Origin of the sequence: Ralstonia mojiangensis (assembly GCF_023955645.1) — a bacterium.
GTDB classification, from domain to species: domain Bacteria; phylum Pseudomonadota; class Gammaproteobacteria; order Burkholderiales; family Burkholderiaceae; genus Ralstonia; species Ralstonia mojiangensis.
Map to the genome: position 1 here is coordinate 844,795 of NZ_JAMXHU010000003.1, position 17,312 is coordinate 862,106.

General features: G+C 64.0%; 18 protein-coding genes. 17 read left to right on the forward strand and 1 reads right to left on the reverse strand.

The window, feature by feature from the left end; all coding sequences use genetic code 11:
- Positions 1-27: 27 nt before the first annotated feature.
- Positions 28-1,329, forward strand: coding sequence for a glutamate-1-semialdehyde 2,1-aminomutase (gene hemL / locus NG898_RS16125; protein ID WP_252693357.1), 1,302 nt, complete (start codon positions 28-30; stop codon positions 1,327-1,329).
- Between the two features lie 545 nt (positions 1,330-1,874).
- On the opposite strand, the gene dapA is transcribed toward hemL, so the two are convergent.
- The gene (gene dapA / locus NG898_RS16130) at positions 1,875-2,783 is read right to left on the reverse strand and encodes a 4-hydroxy-tetrahydrodipicolinate synthase (RefSeq protein ID WP_252693358.1); all 909 of its coding nucleotides are present in this window, start codon (positions 2,781-2,783) and stop codon (positions 1,875-1,877) included.
- 91 nt (positions 2,784-2,874) lie between these two features.
- Here dapA and NG898_RS16135 point away from each other — a divergent pair, with 91 nt between their 5' ends.
- The 16 genes from NG898_RS16135 to NG898_RS16210 all read left to right on the forward strand — a co-directional run bounded on the left by NG898_RS16135 (position 2,875) and on the right by NG898_RS16210 (position 17,262).
- Positions 2,875-3,078 carry a hypothetical protein gene (locus NG898_RS16135; protein ID WP_252693359.1) on the forward strand — a complete coding sequence of 68 codons (204 nt, stop codon included), beginning with the start codon at positions 2,875-2,877 and terminating at the stop codon, positions 3,076-3,078.
- Positions 3,079-3,183: 105 nt separating this feature from the next.
- Complete coding sequence (locus NG898_RS16140; protein WP_252693360.1) at positions 3,184-3,810, forward strand: LemA family protein; 627 nt, start codon at positions 3,184-3,186, stop codon at positions 3,808-3,810.
- A 13-nt stretch (positions 3,811-3,823) separates the two neighbouring features.
- Complete coding sequence (locus tag NG898_RS16145) at positions 3,824-4,699, forward strand: TPM domain-containing protein (protein WP_252693361.1); 876 nt, start codon at positions 3,824-3,826, stop codon at positions 4,697-4,699.
- Between the two features lie 15 nt (positions 4,700-4,714).
- On the forward strand, positions 4,715-5,239 hold the full coding sequence (locus tag NG898_RS16150; RefSeq protein ID WP_252693362.1) for a TPM domain-containing protein: 525 nt from the start codon (positions 4,715-4,717) through the stop codon (positions 5,237-5,239).
- Between the two features lie 633 nt (positions 5,240-5,872).
- Positions 5,873-6,088 (forward strand): Flp family type IVb pilin, encoded by a 216-nt coding sequence (locus NG898_RS16155; protein ID WP_252693363.1) that lies wholly within the window; start codon positions 5,873-5,875, stop codon positions 6,086-6,088.
- A gap of 515 nt (positions 6,089-6,603) precedes the next feature.
- On the forward strand, positions 6,604-6,780 hold the full coding sequence (locus NG898_RS16160; RefSeq protein ID WP_027678035.1) for a Flp family type IVb pilin: 177 nt from the start codon (positions 6,604-6,606) through the stop codon (positions 6,778-6,780).
- Positions 6,781-6,911: 131 nt separating this feature from the next.
- The gene (locus NG898_RS16165; RefSeq protein WP_252693465.1) at positions 6,912-7,445 is read left to right on the forward strand and encodes an A24 family peptidase; all 534 of its coding nucleotides are present in this window, start codon (positions 6,912-6,914) and stop codon (positions 7,443-7,445) included.
- Between the two features lie 363 nt (positions 7,446-7,808).
- Positions 7,809-8,666: a Flp pilus assembly protein CpaB gene (cpaB, locus tag NG898_RS16170; RefSeq protein ID WP_252693364.1), complete on the forward strand. Its 858-nt coding sequence runs from the start codon at positions 7,809-7,811 to the stop codon at positions 8,664-8,666.
- Between the two features lie 145 nt (positions 8,667-8,811).
- Entirely contained in the window at positions 8,812-10,692 is a 1,881-nt protein-coding gene (locus tag NG898_RS16175; RefSeq protein ID WP_252693365.1) for a type II and III secretion system protein family protein, read from the forward strand.
- Positions 10,693-10,723: 31 nt separating this feature from the next.
- Complete coding sequence (locus tag NG898_RS16180; protein ID WP_252693366.1) at positions 10,724-11,032, forward strand: hypothetical protein; 309 nt, start codon at positions 10,724-10,726, stop codon at positions 11,030-11,032.
- 81 nt (positions 11,033-11,113) lie between these two features.
- Entirely contained in the window at positions 11,114-12,307 is a 1,194-nt protein-coding gene (locus tag NG898_RS16185) for a CpaE/TadZ family protein (protein ID WP_252693367.1), read from the forward strand.
- A 46-nt stretch (positions 12,308-12,353) separates the two neighbouring features.
- Positions 12,354-13,718: a TadA family conjugal transfer-associated ATPase gene (locus NG898_RS16190; protein ID WP_252693368.1), complete on the forward strand. Its 1,365-nt coding sequence runs from the start codon at positions 12,354-12,356 to the stop codon at positions 13,716-13,718.
- A 12-nt stretch (positions 13,719-13,730) separates the two neighbouring features.
- Positions 13,731-14,708: a type II secretion system F family protein gene (locus NG898_RS16195; RefSeq protein WP_252693369.1), complete on the forward strand. Its 978-nt coding sequence runs from the start codon at positions 13,731-13,733 to the stop codon at positions 14,706-14,708.
- A gap of 62 nt (positions 14,709-14,770) precedes the next feature.
- Entirely contained in the window at positions 14,771-15,715 is a 945-nt protein-coding gene (locus NG898_RS16200; protein ID WP_252693370.1) for a type II secretion system F family protein, read from the forward strand.
- Between the two features lie 46 nt (positions 15,716-15,761).
- Entirely contained in the window at positions 15,762-16,208 is a 447-nt protein-coding gene (locus NG898_RS16205; RefSeq protein ID WP_252693371.1) for a TadE/TadG family type IV pilus assembly protein, read from the forward strand.
- A gap of 31 nt (positions 16,209-16,239) precedes the next feature.
- Entirely contained in the window at positions 16,240-17,262 is a 1,023-nt protein-coding gene (locus NG898_RS16210; protein WP_252693372.1) for a TadG family pilus assembly protein, read from the forward strand.
- Positions 17,263-17,312: the final 50 nt, after the last annotated feature.

Sequence of the window (17,312 nt, forward strand, 5' to 3'; positions counted from 1 at the left end):
GCGCCACGCTCTCTTCCAAAACCCTCCATGCCGACTCCCTCCCGCAGCGCCACCCTGTTTGAACGTGCCCAGAAGACCATCCCCGGCGGGGTGAACTCGCCGGTGCGCGCCTTCCGCTCGGTGGGCGGCACGCCGCGCTTCATCGCCAAGGCGGCCGGCCCGTATCTGTGGGACGCGGACGGCACCCGCTATATCGACTACGTGGGCTCTTGGGGTCCGATGATCGTTGGCCACGCGCATCCGGACGTCGTCCGTGCCGTGCAGGAGGTGGCGGCCGATAGCTTTTCGTTCGGCGCGCCCACCGAGGCTGAAGTCGTGATGGCCGAGGAAATCTGCAAGCTCGTGCCGTCGATCGAGCAGGTACGGCTGGTGTCGTCCGGTACCGAAGCAACCATGAGCGCCCTGCGCCTGGCGCGCGGTTTTACCGGGCGCGACCTGATCGTCAAGTTCGAAGGCTGCTACCACGGTCACGCCGACAGCCTGCTGGTCAAGGCCGGTTCAGGCCTGCTGACGTTTGCCGATACGACGCAGAACGCGCCCTCTTCCGCCGGCGTGCCGGAAGACGTGGTCAAGCACACGATGGTGCTGCCGTACAACGACGTGGCCGCACTGCGCGAGGCCTTTGCCCGCCATGGCAAGGAAATCGCCGCCGTCATCGTCGAGCCCGTGGCCGGCAACATGAACCTCGTGCGTGGCAGCAACGAATTCCACCAGGCCATGCGTTCGCTGTGCACCGAGCACGGCGCCGTGCTGATCTTTGACGAGGTGATGACGGGCTTCCGCGTCGCGCTCGGTTGCGCGCAGGCGTTGTACGGCATCAAGCCGGACCTGACGTGTCTGGGCAAGGTGATTGGCGGCGGCATGCCAGCCGCGGCGTTTGGCGGCCGCCGCGACATCATGGGGTTCCTGGCGCCCCTGGGCAACGTGTACCAGGCTGGGACGCTGTCGGGAAATCCGCTGGCCGTGGCGGCCGGGCTCACCACATTGCGGCTGATTGCGGCGGAGGGTTTCCATGACCGACTGGCCGCGCAGACGCGCAAACTGGTGGATGGGCTGGCCGATATCGCGCGTGAAGTTGGCGTGCCGTTTGCCGCTGACAGCGTGGGCGGCATGTTCGGCATCTACTTCCGCGAAGGCGTGCCGACGAGCTTTGCAGAAGTGACCAAGAGCGATGTTGGGCGCTTCAATGCGTTCTTCCACGCGATGCTGGATCAGGGTGTGTATCTGGCGCCGTCTGCGTTTGAGGCTGGGTTTGTGTCTGCGACGCATGATGATGGGATTTTGGATGCGACGTTTGAGGCGGCTCGGAAGGCGTTTAGGGCTGTTTGAGTTTTGTTTCTTGGGATGGGGCTTGGTGGTGCATCCCTTGTTTCATCCCCTGCCGGGGCTGACTCACTTTCTTTGGTCTTGCCCAAAGAAAGTAAGCAAAGAAATGCGCGCCCGAGATGGCGAAAGATTCCTTGAATTTATGTCGCAGGGAGGGGAAGGGAAAAACTCGCTGCGCTCAGACAGGCCTCCCTTCTTTTTCCTCCCTGCAACAGAAATTCAAGGCTCCATCTAGGGCAGGAAAGTCAAAGGCCAAACCGCCTAAGCGCAGGCCCAAACGACAAGGCCAACCTCACGATGGGGTTGGCCTTTTTCTTTTGACGTTGAGCCCTTGATGGCGCCTTGAATATTCGTAAGCGGGCGGAAAAAAGGTGGGGAACTGTCTGAGCGCAGCGAGTTTTCCCCACCTCCGCCCGGTTACGCAAATTCAAGGAGTCTTTCGCCATCTCGGGCGCGCCTTTCTTTTGCCTACTTTTCTTTGGCAAGACAAAGAAAAGTAGGTCGTGCCCGGCAGGGTACGAAACAGGGATGGACCACCGACAACAAAATCAAACCCGCGCAACCACTTCCCCCAACTCCCTCGCAACCCCCTCAGAAGCCCCCATCATCGGCGCCCGCAACACATTCCGAATCAACCCCTCGGCAGCCAGCCAAGCCTTCAAAGGCCCAGGGTTCGTCTCGGCAAACAACAACCGAATTACCGGTGCCAGCGCATGATGCAACCGCCGTGCATCGTTCAACCGCTGCTCCTGCACCGCCCTTGCCATCTCGACAAACAGCTCCGTGCGGACATGCGCGGCAGCAATGATCGCCCCGACACCGCCGGCGCACAGCGTGCCGAACACCTGCGCATCTTCCCCGGCCAGCACCTGCAATCGGCCGTCGGCAATCACGCGCTGCGTCTTGTCCGCATCGCCACCGCAATCCTTGATGCCGTGGATGTTGGAATGCGCCGCCAGCGCAAGCAGCGTTTCGGTGTCGATGTTCGCGCCGGTGCGATACGGAATGTCGTACAGCAGCACCGGCACGGGCGAGGCGTCGGCCAATGCGGTGAAGTATTCGATGATCCCGCGCTGCGACGGGCGAATGTAGGAAGGCGCCGGAATCAGAAACGCTGCCGGCCGATGCTCAGCGAGGCGCAGCATCCGCTCGCGTACAGATGCGAGGGCGCTGCCCGAGACGCCCATCACCACGGGCAAGCCGTCGGCGGCGGCGAGTACCGTATCGAGCACGTCGGCCTGTTCCTGATCCGTCAGCGCTGCGGCTTCGCCAGTACTGCCACACGCCACGAAGCCGGCAACACCCAGCGCGCGATAGCGCACCACTAATGTATATAGCGCGCCGTAGTCGACCGATCGCGCCACGTCATCGGCAAACGGCGTCACGATGGGCACCCAGATGCCCGCATACGACGGACGTTCGTGGTTCGACAGATTGGTGGATGAATTTTCAAGCACGACAACACTCCTGGACGAATCAACGACCGGTCAAGAACCATCAGAAGCGCTTCGGGAATGCAGGCCCGCGAGATGCGGGTGAGAGGCAACCGTGTCTAACGTGTCGGTCAACCGCTGTTCCGTCGCCCATCTGACGGAACAGCGCTCCGGTCAGACGAGCGGCTGTTTGGTGGCTTTTTTGGCGCGCGCGAGCGTCGACACGACCGACAGGCTGAATGCCGGTGCCGAGCAGATCGACGAGGAAGAGGAAATCGCGCGCATGGAAATTGTCAAAAAAGTCCCCATACCGTACTGATGTGTGACTGGAGCGTCAAGCGCATAAGCTAAAGTGCGCTGAAACGACATGCGACGATGTCGGTCTCATGCCACATTCTTTTCAGATTCAGATCTAGAGGACTTCATGACCCCTGCCCTGACCTTCCGTTCGACGCGTTTTTCAGTACTGCGCTGGCTTGCGCTGTCGCTGGCCGTGCTGGCTGCGCCGTTCCTGTCTGCATGCGGCTACAACGATTTCCAGGCAAAGGACGAAGCCACCAAGGCCGCCTGGGCCGAGGTCGTCAACCAATACCAGCGTCGTGCGGACCTGATTCCGAACCTGGTGAATACGGTCAAGGGCTATGCCTCGCACGAGAAGGACACGCTGGAAGCGGTGACCAAGGCGCGCGCCGCAGCCACCAGCTTCCAGATCACGCCGGAGGTGCTGAACGATCCGGCAGCGTTCCAGAAATTCCAGCAGGTGCAGGGCGAGCTTTCGAGCGCGCTGTCGCGCCTGATGGCGGTGTCGGAGAACTATCCGCAGCTCAAGGCTGACCAGTCGTTCCGCGATCTGCAATCGCAACTGGAAGGCACCGAGAACCGCATTACGGTGGCCCGCCAGCGTTACATCAAATCGGTGCAGGAGTACAACGTGCTTGCGCGTAGCTTCCCGACCAACCTGACGGCCAAGGTAATGGGCTACCAGGTCAAGCCGAACTTCACGGTCGAGAACGAGAAAGGTATCTCCACCGCCCCGGCGGTGAAGTTCTGACGAGCTGACGATCATGTCGATGCGCGCGCGTGCCTGCTTCGCCTTCCTGCTGACCGCAGCCCTGTGGCTGGCCACTGCGCTGCCTGCGCGGGCGCAAAGCGACATGGTGGCCGTGCCGCCGCTGGCTGCGCGCGTGACCGACCTGACCGGCACGCTCAGCGCCGAGCAGAAGAGCGCGCTCGAACAGGTGCTGGCCGATTACGAACAGCAGCGCGGCAGTCAGATCTTCGTGCTGATGGTGCCCTCCACTGCGCCAGAACCCATCGAGGCGTACGGCATCCGCGTGGCCGATGCGTGGAAGGCCGGCCGCAAGGGCGTGGACGACGGCGCGATCATCCTCATCGCCAAGGACAACCCGGCCTCGCTGCGCAAGATGCGTATCGAAGTCGGGCGCGGGCTTGAAGGGGCGCTGACTGATGCGCAATCCAAGCGCGTCCTGCAGGACGTAATGGCGCCGCACTTCCGCCAGGGCGATTTTTACGGCGGGCTGTCAGCGGGTATCTCGGCCATCCAGACCGTCATTGCGCAAGAGAGCCTGCCGCCGGCTGAGCGGGCAAAGCGCCAGCAATCCGGTGGCGGCATCGGCGATTGGCTGCCCGTGCTGTTTCCGCTGGCGATCATCGTGTTCTTCGTGCTCAGCGCGGCCATGCGCTCGGGCGGGCGCGTGACCGGCAGCCTGCCCGGCCGGCCCGGCTCGCGCGTGGTGATGGGCAATCGCGGCTGGGGCCCCGGCACCATCGGCGGCTTGGGTGGTGGATTGGGCGGTGGCTGGGGACGCGGCGGCGGTGATTTCGGCGGCGGCGGCGGCGGCGGTGGCGGTGGAGGCGGCGGCTTTGGCGGCGGGGGTGGTGGTGATTTCGGTGGCGGTGGCGCCTCCGGCAACTGGTAACCGGTAAACACATCCATGGCTTCCACGACCCGACATCACCGCGGCGCCCGGCGTGCCCTCACCCATCTGCTGACGACCTCGTCGCACGCCAGACGAGCGTTTCCGCCGGCAGAACTGCAAAAGCTCGAAGCCGCCGTGCGCGAAGGCGAACAACGCCATCGCGGCGAAGTGCGCGTCGTCATCGAAAGCTCGCTGCCGATGCGCGACGCGTGGGCTGGTGTATCGCCGCGTCACCGCGCCCGGATGCTGTTCGGGCTGCTAGAGGTGTGGAACACGCGCGAGCACGTGGGCGTGCTGCTCTACATCAACCTGGCCGACCACGCGGTTGAGATCCTGGCCGACCACGGTATCGCCGCGAAAGTCGACGCGCACACGTGGCGCACCATCTGCGAAACCATCACGCGCGGCTTCGCGCAGCGCGTGGCCATGGCGCCGGTGCTCGATGCGCTGGCGCAGATCAACGACCTCCTCGCCGCACACGTGCCTTCCGATGGCACGCCGCGCACCAACGAGCTGAGCGACCGGCCAGTCGTGCTGTAACGGCGCTGCGCTTCATTCGTTTCTTCCCCGGCCGTGCCGAGCCATGTTTCAGAACTGAAACGGTTTTGACATGCCCGGCCGCGCCACCCCTGTCGGTCGCGCGCCTAATCCTTCCATACGAGGAAATGGCCATCGGCGTATCAGGCGTCAAGCTCAGGCCGCGGTTTTGCCGTAGGCCACCTCCCCGATAAAGCACGCCTCTTTTCCTGCAACGCGCTCCTTAAGACGCCTCGCGGCCACACCGCGCCGGACGACACCGATGCATCGCATCTTGTCTCGGCAGAGGCCGCATGTTTCAGCAATGCACGCATTGATGTGACTGGCACGGCTGCGGGCTTACCCGTGGCTTTTTGCGGTGCACAACGCGTCTGCGTCACTTTTACGTTTGGCGTTTGCGCAAATTCATTCGGCGGCATCGTTTGCTGTATCGCAATCGGCACAAAGTGCGCGTAACGCCCGGGAAACAAGCACCGGCCGATTGCCTGGGCTAGAGGCTGGCACGGCTGCCCAGCCATTTAAAATCAAGGACTTAGCGGCAATGGCACGTTCGTCGCTCTGTTGCTCCCGCCGACATAGCAGCACGGTGTTTCGGAAAGACAAGACAGAACCGACGCACACCTGAGGGGGTGGGACGTGGAAACCAAAGACCAACACATCAAATGCCGCCAGACCGGTGCAGCCAGCGTGGAATACGCCCTGCTGCTGGTGATGGTGGCTTTGGTGCTGATTGCCGTCATGGCGAGCGTCGAAACCAGCGTGGGCGATTTCTGGAGCAACGCGGCATCGGTATTGATGACACCCGGCGGGTTCGGATCATCGGGCTCGCAGGGCGGTGGTTCGGGTGGTTGATATTCCAAAGGCCTGGGCAGCGCGCAATCGCGCCACGGGCCGGTAGCACACAGCGCATGCCAGACGAGCAGCGCAGCGAACAGAACAGAAGACGTACGGGGAAGTTGTCAACGCGCTGGCACAAAGAGGCCAGCCGGCTGCAGAGACCAGCAAACCGCTGGGAGCGTCTGCGGTGAACACGGAAGTTGTTGCACTTTCAGGCGTGAGCCGGTCCCTGGAGGAATGGTGGACCAGCCCACGGCGCCCAGTGGGCACCTGCTGCGATTTGCGGCGATGTCCGGGCGAGCGAACACCAGCGGCCACGCCGGTGCGAGCCCTGAGAACTGGTGAAGTCGGGGGAGCCTCTTGGTGTTGTCGTGCTCCGGAACATGCTGGCCTTGCGCCGGTGTGGCACCGGTGTGCGCACACGATCTCCGGAACCCCTGGTTTGGCCTTGGCCGGCTTGTCTGGCCAGAACCCAGCGCCCGAACTTCAGCGGTGCGCCTTTCCTTGAACCATGACGTGAGGAGATTGAAATGAAAGCCATGATCAAGCGTTTCGTGCGCGAAGAAGACGGTGCAGCCGGCGTGGAATACGCACTGCTGCTGGCCTTTGTGGCTCTGGTGATGGTGACCTACGGGACCACCGTCAAGACCGCGGTCGGCGCCATCTGGAATTCGATCGCAACCCAGCTGTCGACGGCCGCCGCCTGAGCAGTGCCTGTGCGCCCAGGTCAGGTCCGGCAGCCCCGGGCCTGATCCGGCCGAATACAAGCTGGCCCGCGGCACCCGATGCCGCGCGGACAGCCAGAACAATCGCCCGAGAGGAACCCGAGATGACCACCATGACAAGCCTGAGCGCCCTGGCGAACCTCAGCCTGATCGTGCTCATCGTGATGGCCGCAGCGAGCGACGTGCGCTCGCGCCGCATCCCGAACTGGCTGGTGGCGTCGGGCCTCGTAGCTGCGCTTCTCGCGCAATGCCTCACACAAGGCTTCACCGCAGGCGCGCTCGCCTGGCTCGGTGGCGCAGCAGTGGGCATGGGACTTTGCATCGGTGTCTACCTGCTCGGTGGCATGGGCGCCGGTGACGTGAAGCTGATGGGCGCGATCGGCGCGTTCATGGGGCCCTTCGGTGCCTTCCACATTGCCTTCGTGAGTTTTCTGGCAGGCGGGGTGCTCGCGCTTGCCATGGTGTTGCTGCGCCGCGACGCGCAACGCTCGTTTGCAGGGGTTTCAACGCTGCTGATGTCGCTGCCGTTCGGCGGCAAGGCCGTGCCTTCTCCGGAAACCGGGGGCAAGCGCAGCGGAACGATCCAGTTGCCGTACGCGGTGGCCTTTGCCGCAGGCACGTTGCTGGTGAAGTGGGGAGTGTTGTAGCCGAGGGGGGAACACCTGACGCGTGCCGATGCGGTGCTGGACAAGCACACGGCGTCGCCGCAGACAGCCTGACGGAATGAACGCCACCAGGCACGCGCCAGACACACGAGGCATCAAGGACCACGCAAGAACGGTCCAGGACCGGGGAGAAGTGACATGCGTCAATCCAGTCGCACCATCGGGCAAGCCAGGACCTGCGCGGCGCCCCATCGCCATGCCTGCGGGCCACGTCCCTCCTGGCACGCGCCTCCCTCTCTACCGTCTTCTTCGGCTGACCGGCGTCTTGGCCGGCCGTGCATGCCCGTCACGTGTCTTCGGACCAAGTGGCGGTGGGATTGAGAACCATCTGAGTGGGGTTGGGAAATGAAAAACCTGCGCATTCTCTCCATGCTGTTGATTGCCACGATCGCCGGCCTTGCGGCGGTGGTCTTTGCCTCGCGCTGGCTCACACAGCAAAGCAGCAGCGGCATTACCAAGGTGGCGGTGGCCGCAGCCGATATCGACCTCGGCCAGCGCCTGTCGCCGGACTTCGTCAAGGTGGTGGACTGGCCCACCGCCAGCTTGCCGCCGGGCGCCATCTCCGACACGCAAGCCTTGAGCGGCCGCGTCGTCCGCGCAAGCCTGACACGCGGCGAGCCGGTGCTGGAATCGAAGCTCACGCCGCAAGGCACGGCGGGCGGTTTGTCGGCCGTCATTGCCGACGGCAAACGGGCCATCACCGTGCGTGTGAATGACGTCGTGGGCGTGGCGGGCTTCGCACTGCCGGGCAGCTACGTCGACATCATCGTCAACACGCTGCAAGACAGCAAAGACGGCAAGCCGGTGGCCGGCGATCGGTCCGATCAATCGATCTCGAAGATCGTGCTGGAAAAGATCCTGGTGCTGGCCGTCGCTCAAGAGGTCAACCGCGACGACACCAAACCCAAGGTCGTGAACGCCGTCACGCTGGAAGTCACGCCCGAACAAGCCGAGAAGCTCGACCTCGCACGCAGCGTAGGCACGCTCTCGCTGGTGCTGCGCAACCAGATCGACCCGCAACCCGCCGATACCAATGGCGCGACCAAGAGCACGCTGCTCAAGGAACCCGCCATCACGGCTGCCGTGGCGGTGCCGGTGGTCAAAACGGTGCAGGTCGTACACCGCGTGGCCGCTGTGCAGCGCGCACCCGGCAACTGCATCGGCGTGATTGCCGGCGTGGATCACAGCGCCGAGTGCTTCTGAAGCGAAGCGCCACGGAAGTCACGGGCAACGATCAACAAGAGAACAGGAAGAACAGACCAAAGGCCCCAGGAAGAGGGCCCCGGCACGGTCACAGGCAACACATAACCGGCCTTGTCTTGCAGAACAACCAATCTGGGGGATCACCATGAACCGACTCATCACGCAACGCGGCGAGACACGCTGCATGGGGACGTACATGAAGGCGACTGCAACCGCAGTGGCCATGTTGGGGGGGCTTTGGGCAGGTGCGGCGCACGCGCAGGTCGGCGTGGAATCCGCCATCCTGACCAACAACGCGGCGGCTCCGACCAAGCCGATGCGCATGTCGGCCAGCGGGCCGATCCAGCTGACCATCGGCAGCGCAAGCAACGCCGAAGCCAGCCGCGATTCAACACCGAAAGGACCGAACTGCACCGGCGCCATGCGCGAGCACAGTGAGGTGACCGTCCCCATCGGCAAGTCGACGATGGTGCAGTTGCCCGAACCCGTACGCAGCCGCACCGTGGGCAACCCGCGCGTGGTGCAGGCGATGCTGGTCTCGCCGCAGACCTTGTACGTGTTGGGACTGGAAGTCGGTTCCACCAACATGATCGTGCAGGGCCGCAGTGGATCGTGCACGGTAATCGATGTGTCGGTGGGCGCTGACCCGGCCGGCCTGCAAGCTGCACTGCGCCGCCTGGTGCCGGGCGCAAAGAACGTCGAAGTCTCCGCCGCAGCCGACAGCATCGTGCTGGGCGGCACGGTGACCGACTCGGTGCAGGCGCAGAAGATCGTGGACATCGCCAATGCGTTTGTCACACGTCAGTCGCGTGGTCCCGTGCGTGAAGAAGGCGGCGGTGGCCAACAAGCCGCCGGCCAGATGAATGCGGGCGGTCAGAACGGTGCGCCGCTGCGCAGCCCGCGCATCATCAACATGATGGCGGTGGAAGCCCCGCAACAAGTCATGCTGGAAGTGAAGGTGGCGGAAGTTTCCAAGACCCTGATCGACCAGATGGGCTCCGCGCTGAACGTGGCCGGTGCCTTCGGCAGCTGGTCGGTGGGCGCGCTCGCCAACTTCCTGTCGGGCTCCAACGACATCGTCAACTTCAGCAAGAACAACCGTCTGCCGTTGAAGTTCGCGCTCGATGCGCAGAAGGGCGACGGGCTCGTCAAGGTGTTGGCAGAGCCGAGCCTGATGGCCATCAGCGGGCAGGAGGCCAGCTTCCTCGCCGGCGGCAAGGTGTTCATTCCGGTGGCGCAAGGTGCCGCCGTGGGCGGAACCAGCACCGTCATCCTGCAGGAAGAAACCTTTGGCGTGGGCCTGCGCTTCACCCCCACGGTGATGGAAAACGGCCGCATCAACCTGAAGGTGTCGCCGGAGGTATCCGAGCTGTCGCCGACGGGCGTGGCGGTGACTGCGCCCAACAGCAACAACACGCAGATCCTGCCGCTGATCACCACCCGGCGCGCCTCCACCACGCTGCAGGTGCATGACGGCCAGAGCTTTGCCATCGGCGGGCTGATCAAGAACAACATCACGGGCAGCCTCAAGGCGATCCCCGGTGTTGGCGAGCTGCCTGTGATCGGTGCGCTGGCGCGCAGCACGAGCTTCCAGCAAGACCAGACCGAGCTGGTGTTCGTGGTCACGCCGCGCCTAGTCAAGCCGCTGCCTGCCGATTACCCGCTGCCCACCGACACATTCGGCCAGGTCAACACCGGCGAGATCCTGCTCAACGGCAACATGGAAGGCCACAAGGCCAAGCCGGCCAAGGCACCGGCCGCCACGGCGGCACCTGCTTCCGCACTGCCGGCACCGAAGGCCGCGGAAGCTGCGACCGCAACCGCCGCCGAACCTGTTCAAGCGCCAGCCCCCGCCGCAAGCGCATCTGCTGCAGCCGACACCGCAGCCGAAGCGCAAGCACCCGCAGCCGCCACGGCACCTGCAGCACCGGCCGACAACGGCACTCCGCCCGCGCCTGCCGCCATAGCGCCGGCACCCGACGCACGCCGCTTCGTGTCGATGGGCGAACAGCCCTTCCACGACTGAACCGACCGCACGACCTTCAAGGAGACGAATCATGAACATCACTTCGAAGCTGGCGCGGGCGGGACTCTGCAGCGCAATCGCCCTCACCCTGACCGGGTGCATGACAACCACTCCGGTGTACGACAAGCACTTCGGTGAGGCCGTCCGCTCGGTGCAGGCCATGCAGACGCTCAACCCGAATGCATCGGCAAACGCCGACCCGGTGACTGGCGTCGACGGGCGTGCCGCCACCGCCGCGATGGACCGCTACAACACGCAGTTCGTGAAACCGTCGGCCGACGTCAGCGCCTTCACGGTGGGCGTGGGCTCGGGCAGCAGCCTGGATTCACAGGGCCGGTAGATCGCACTACGCAAGAACGCAAAAAGAGGAAAACGCGCCGCCTCGCGCGGCGCGTCACCAGACGCTCACAGGAGCCCGGCCATGGCCAAGATCGCTCTCGTATCCGCCGACGAATCGCACCTGCAATACCTCGCAGGGCTGATTGCACAGGCCACCAGCCACGTCGTTCAGCGCACGTGCACTGCCCCGGCCCAGGCACTCGGCCAACCGGGTCTTGCGCAGGGTGCCGATCTGCTGATCCTGGAAGCGGCCAGCTTCAGCACCGACGACATCCAACAACTGCGCCGCCTGACGACGGACCGCCCCGACACGCTGTGCATGCTGCTGACGGAGAACCCGTCTGCCGACCTGCTGATGCGTGCCATGCGCGCCGGCGTGCAATGCGTGCTGCCCTGGCCGCCCGATGCGCAGGAGTTTCGCGACGAGCTGCAACGCTGCACGAGCCATGCGCTGTCCGGCTCGCGCAACGAAGGCCAGGTTCTGTCGTTTCTGTCGTGCAAGGGCGGTAGTGGCACGACCTTCACTGCCGCCAACTTTGCACATGTGCTCAGCGCCCGGCACGACAAGCATGTGCTGCTGGTCGATCTCTGTCAGCAATACGGCGACGCCGCCTTCCTGGTGACCGACCAGACCCCGCCGGCAACGCTGGCCAACGTCTGCAACCAGATCGACCGCCTGGATGCCTCCCTGCTCGATACCTGCGTGACGCACGTCAGCGCGAACTTCGACGTACTGGCCGGCGCGGGTGATCCGATCAAGGCGGGCGAGATCAAGGCGATGCATCTGGAACGTCTGCTGACGCTGGCCGCATCGATGTACGACGTGGTGGTGTTTGACCTGGGGCAGGACATCAACCCGGCGTCGATCCTGGTGCTGGACCACAGCAACGTGATCTACGCCGTGCTGCAACTGAACCTCGCTTACCTGCGCGCCGGCCGGCGCTTGATGGAGATCTGCCACTCGCTCGGTTATCGAGCAGAACGGCTGAAGCTCGTCGTCAACCAGTACGACAAGCGCGTTCCGCTGACGCAGAACACCATGGAAAGCGCCTTCGGGATGCCCGTCTCGCATGTGCTGCCGTATGACCCGACCGCCGTACGCGACTCCGTCAACCAGGGGCGGCCCGTGCTCGATATGGCCGAGAACAGTCATATCAGCCGCGCGCTGATGGACATGGCGCGCCAGCTCTTTCCTGCCACGCAGCCCCAGCGCGACGGCCTGCTGCGCAAGCTGTTCGGCCATGCCAACCAAGTGCCGGCGCCGGTACGAGCCTAACAAGCGCCTGACAAGTGCCTAACCCATCGATCGCGTGGAGCCCATCATGTCATTGCGAGAACAACTCTTTCAGCAAGCCGGCGAGGCACTACCGCAACGCGTTGCCTACGCCAACGGCTCGAACGGCCACACCAGCGCGGCCTATCAGCAGGTAGCGCAGGATGTGCACCAGATCATCATCGACCGCGTAGAACTGAGCCGCCTGCAGCATCTCACGCCCGAGCAGATCAAGCGCGAGCTGGCGCAACTGGTCGAACAGATCGTCGACGAAGGCAAGCATCAGCTCAATGAGAGCGAACGCCGCCGCCTTGTTTCCGACGTGCAGGACGAGATGCTCGGCTACGGCCCGCTCGAACCGCTGCTGGCAGACCCGACCGTCTCCGACATCCTGGTCAACACCCACCAGTATGTGTACGTAGAACGCCGCGGCAAGCTCGAGCTGACCAGCGTGACCTTCCACGACGACGCACACCTGATGCGCGTGATTGAAAAGATGGTGTCGCGCGTGGGCCGCCGCATTGATGAATCGAGCCCGATGGTGGATGCGCGTCTACCCGACGGCTCGCGTATCAACGCGATCATTCCGCCCTCGGCCATTGACGGGCCGCTGTTGTCGATCCGGCGCTTTTCCGTCAACCCGCTGACGATCCAGGATCTGATCAACTTCCGCACGATGACGCCGGAAATGGCCCAGCTGCTGGACGCCATGGTCAAGGCAAAGCTCAATATCCTGATCTCGGGCGGCACCGGCAGCGGCAAGACGACGCTGCTCAACATCCTCTCGGGCTACATCCCCTCGAACGAGCGCATCGTCACCATTGAAGATGCGGCTGAACTGCAACTGCGCCAAAACCATGTGCTGCGCCTGGAAACGCGTCCGGCCAACATCGAGGGCCGCGGCGAGATCACCCAGCGCTCGCTGGTGAAGAACGCACTGCGGATGCGGCCCGATCGCATCATCCTCGGTGAAGTACGCGGTGCCGAAGCGCTCGACATGCTGCACGCAATGAACACCGGGCACGAAGGATCGCTCGCCACCATCCACGCGAACACGCCGCGCGATGCGCTGACCCGGCTGGAGAACATGGTCAGCATGGCGGGCCTGCAGCTGCCGCCCAAGACGATGCGCCAGCAGATCACCTCCGCACTGACGGTGGTGGTGCAGGTCACGCGCCTGACCGACGGCAATCGCAAGCTGGTCAGCGTGCAAGAGATCACCGGCATGGAAGGCGAAGTCGTGAACATGCAGGAGATCTTCACCTTCCGCCGCAAGGGTATCGACGCAGACGGCCGCATCAAGGGCCACTTCTGCGCGACGGGCGTGCGGCCCAAATTCTCGGAACGTCTGCAGGCCTTCGGCATCCATCTGCCCGAGACGCTGTACGACCCCTCAGTGCAATACGAGGTCTAAAGGAGAACCGACATGGACACCATGGTGATCGGTTTCACGCTCTCGGTTTTCGTGGCCATTGCGCTGGGCGTATCGGGTGTGTATCTGTGGTGGGACAGTCGCCACAGCCAGACTGCCAAGCGCCTGAGCCAGCGGCTGAAGATGGCCCTGCTCAGCAGCGCACGGCACGGCGCCGACGAGAGCATTCTCAAGCAGCGCGTGCTGGCGGAATCGCAGGAAGTGGCGGCGCTGCTGGGCAAGCTGCCGCGCGTCAATCGGCTTGACCTGCTGTTGCTGCAATCGGGGCTCGATTGGTCGGTCGCGCGGTTTCTGGCGCTCACCGTCATCGCGCCGGTGGCGGTAGTCATCGGTATCTCAACGCTCAACCCGCCATGGGTGGCATCGGCTGCGCTGGCCGCTGCGGGTGCCTCGCTACCGCTGTTCTATGTGCTGCATCGACGCACGCGCCGACTGATGAAGCTCGAGGCACAGCTGCCGGAAGCGACCGATCTGATCAGCCGTGCGCTGCGTGCGGGCCACTCGCTGCCGAGCGCACTGGAAATGGCCGGCGATGAACTTCCGCAGCCGATCGGCGCCGAGCTAGCGATGGTGTTCGGCCAGATCAATTACGGCGTCTCGCTGAACGATGCACTCGCCGGCCTGACCGACCGCGTGCCGGTGGACGACCTGCGCTACCTGGTGATCGCCATCCTCATCCAGCGCGAATCGGGGGGCAACCTGGCCGAGATCCTGGACAACGTGGGTTCGCTTATCCGCAAGCGCCTGCAGTTGCTCGACAAGGTGCGCGTGCTCTCTGCAGAGGGCCGGCTCGGCGGCTGGATCCTGACCGCGCTGCCGCCCGGCATGGCGGTGGTGGTCTACCAGTTGAACCCGGAATTGATGTCCACGCTGTGGAAAGACCCGACCGGCATTCAGATGATGTGGACCGCCATTGTGATGACCTGCGTGGGCGTGTTGTGGATCCGCCAGATCGTACGCATCCACATCTGACACGACATCAGCGCCATAGAGCACAGAACAGAATTCGGAGGCGGGGGCAACCCTGAACGGACATGCAGATCGCACAGACAGTCTTGCTTGGCGGCACGTTCATCATCGTGTTTGGCGCGGTGCTGGTCGCACTCAACGTGCTGCGGCCGAGTGCGCTGCAGCGGCGCCTCGGACAAATTGACCGTGAGGCACCGAGCCTCGTGCCCCAGGACAAATCCAACGACTGGCTGCACAAGATCAGCCAGATCGCCAAGCCGCTGGCCAAGGCGTCGTTGCCCAAAGACGGCTGGGACGCTTCGGAGCTGCGCACGCGCTTCGTGCATGCCGGCTGGCGCTCGCCAGATGCACCCGCCATCTACTTCGGCATCAAGACGCTGCTGGCGATCGGGCTGCCGCTGCTGCTGTCGGTGGCGCTGGTTGGCCGTTTCGATGCCAATCATCAGAACGAATTCCTGAGCGTGCTGTTCGCCGCAGCGCTGCTTGGCTTCTACCTGCCCAACATCGTGCTGCGCACAAAGATCCGCCGCCGCCAACGCGACATCTTCGAAGCGTTCCCGGACAGCCTGGACCTCATCATGGTGTGCGTGGAAGCAGGCCTCGGGCTGGATGCCGCCGTGCTGCGCGTGGTGGAAGAAATGCGCACCGCACGCCCGGCGCTGTCCGAAGAGTACGAACTGCTGACACTCGAACTGCGCGCCGGCCTTGCACGTGAAAAAGCCCTGCGCAACCTGGCCGCCCGCACCGGTGTGGAAGACGTCAGCATGCTGGTGGCCATGCTGATCCAGGCCGACCGATTCGGCACCAGCGTGGCGGAATCGCTGCGCGTGCATTCGGACATGCTGCGCACCAAGCGCCACATGCTGGCCGAAGAGCGCGCCGCCAAGATCGGCACCAAGATCCTGTTCCCGCTGATCTTCTGCATCTTCCCGTCGCTGTTTGTCGTGCTGCTGGGCCCCGCTGCCATCCAGGTGATTGGCGCACTGCGCTCGGTCGCGGCCCAACAGTAAATCGAAGTCAAACAGCCGACCCCGTCATCGCCTCAAGGAGACCATCATGCGCTCCCGTGCCTTCCAACGTACCGCGCACCGCCCTGCCCGCACGCGCAAGATGCGCGGTGCCGCCGGTGTCGAATTTGCCCTGGTCTTTCCGATCCTGCTGCTGGTCGTGTTCGGCATCGTCGAATTTGGCGCGGCGTGGTACGACAAGGCCGTCATCACCAACGCGAGCCGCGAGGCAGCGCGGGCGGGTGTGATCTTCAGCTCGCCGGTGCCAACCAGCACCAAGATCCAGAGCGTGGCAACCAACTACTGCCAGAACCGACTCGTAACGTTCGGCGCTGCCTCCAACTGCACCGTCGGCGCAGTCACCACGTGCTCGGCCAGCGGTAACCCGCTCACCGTCACGGTGTCGTACACGTTCACCGGGTTGGTCCTGGGCCACCTGGCGCCCTTCACCGGGTCGCTGGCGATGAGCGCGCAGACCACCATGCTCTGCGAGTAACCCGCAGCTCTTGCACTGTGCGAGGTATGTCATGACCAAGCGAACCCTCACCCTTCGGCAACGCGGCGCCATCGGGGTGATTTCTCCGATGCTGCTGGTTGTCTTTCTGTCGGTTGGCGCCATCGCCGTCGATGTCGCGCATTTGTATGTGGTGCGCAACGAGCTGCAGAACGCCGCGGATGCCGCCGCACTGGCGGGCGCCGCCGGGCTGTATCCGGCCAATCCCACGCCGCAGTGGACCAACGCTGTCACGAAAGGCACAAACGCAGTCCAGCTGAATGCCTCCGATGGGACGCAACTCGCCACCGGCACCGTAGTCGCGGGTTACTGGAACCTGACGGGCAGCCCGGCTGGCATGCAAGCACAAACCATTACGCCGGGAACCAACGACGTACCGGGTGTGCAGGTCACTATTACCCGCGCTTCGGGTGTCAACGGTGGCGCTGTAAAGGGCTGGCTTACCTGGGTGTTTGGCGGCGGCACAGCGGATATCCGCGCCACGGCGGTCGCCGTCATGGCTGCGCCCGGCACGGCCAATCCCGGCGCACTGTTTCCGGTGGCGCTCAACAAGTGCCTGTTCGATCTGTACTGGAACTACACCACCAATCAGCCACTGATCGACCCATCGACCGGTAAGCCTTACGTAATCGACATCGACGCGAGCTACCCTGCCAGCAGCCCAACCTGCGCCAGCGGCGAGTGGACCGGCTTTGGGGGCGCCACCGATGCCAACACCGAAAAAGGTCTGGTCACGAGCGGCAACCCGACCACCGTCAGCATCGGAGACAGCATCAACATCTCCACTGGCGTGAAAACCAGCGTCTATAACGCAATTCCTCCACTGCCCTACACCGTGACGATGCCCGTGGTGGCCAACGTCGTCCCCGGATCAAGCTCGCCCGTGGTCGCGTTTGCCGGCTTCACGATCACGAGGATCTTCACCAACGGCACACACTCCTACATCGAAGGCAACTTCACAACCAACACGAAGGTCAGCGGAGGCGGTTCCGGCACCAACTACGGCGCCTACGTGCCGCCACGCCTCGCGAACTAGGCACACAGACCATCCACGGGGAAAGCGCCATGGTCCAGTCGTCACAACAA

Coding starts and splice junctions, on each gene's coding strand:
- NG898_RS16200 (WP_252693370.1), top strand. CDS start 14,771: ATGCAGATCGCACAGACAGTCTTGCTTGGCGGCACGTTCATCATCGTG.
- NG898_RS16180 (WP_252693366.1), top strand. CDS start 10,724: ATGAACATCACTTCGAAGCTGGCGCGGGCGGGACTCTGCAGCGCAATC.
- NG898_RS16205 (WP_252693371.1), top strand. CDS start 15,762: ATGCGCTCCCGTGCCTTCCAACGTACCGCGCACCGCCCTGCCCGCACG.
- NG898_RS16160 (WP_027678035.1), top strand. CDS start 6,604: ATGAAAGCCATGATCAAGCGTTTCGTGCGCGAAGAAGACGGTGCAGCC.
- NG898_RS16185 (WP_252693367.1), top strand. CDS start 11,114: ATGGCCAAGATCGCTCTCGTATCCGCCGACGAATCGCACCTGCAATAC.
- hemL (WP_252693357.1), top strand. CDS start 28: ATGCCGACTCCCTCCCGCAGCGCCACCCTGTTTGAACGTGCCCAGAAG.
- NG898_RS16195 (WP_252693369.1), top strand. CDS start 13,731: ATGGACACCATGGTGATCGGTTTCACGCTCTCGGTTTTCGTGGCCATT.
- NG898_RS16150 (WP_252693362.1), top strand. CDS start 4,715: ATGGCTTCCACGACCCGACATCACCGCGGCGCCCGGCGTGCCCTCACC.
- cpaB (WP_252693364.1), top strand. CDS start 7,809: ATGAAAAACCTGCGCATTCTCTCCATGCTGTTGATTGCCACGATCGCC.
- NG898_RS16165 (WP_252693465.1), top strand. CDS start 6,912: ATGACAAGCCTGAGCGCCCTGGCGAACCTCAGCCTGATCGTGCTCATC.
- NG898_RS16175 (WP_252693365.1), top strand. CDS start 8,812: ATGAACCGACTCATCACGCAACGCGGCGAGACACGCTGCATGGGGACG.
- NG898_RS16190 (WP_252693368.1), top strand. CDS start 12,354: ATGTCATTGCGAGAACAACTCTTTCAGCAAGCCGGCGAGGCACTACCG.
- NG898_RS16145 (WP_252693361.1), top strand. CDS start 3,824: ATGTCGATGCGCGCGCGTGCCTGCTTCGCCTTCCTGCTGACCGCAGCC.
- NG898_RS16210 (WP_252693372.1), top strand. CDS start 16,240: ATGACCAAGCGAACCCTCACCCTTCGGCAACGCGGCGCCATCGGGGTG.
- NG898_RS16140 (WP_252693360.1), top strand. CDS start 3,184: ATGACCCCTGCCCTGACCTTCCGTTCGACGCGTTTTTCAGTACTGCGC.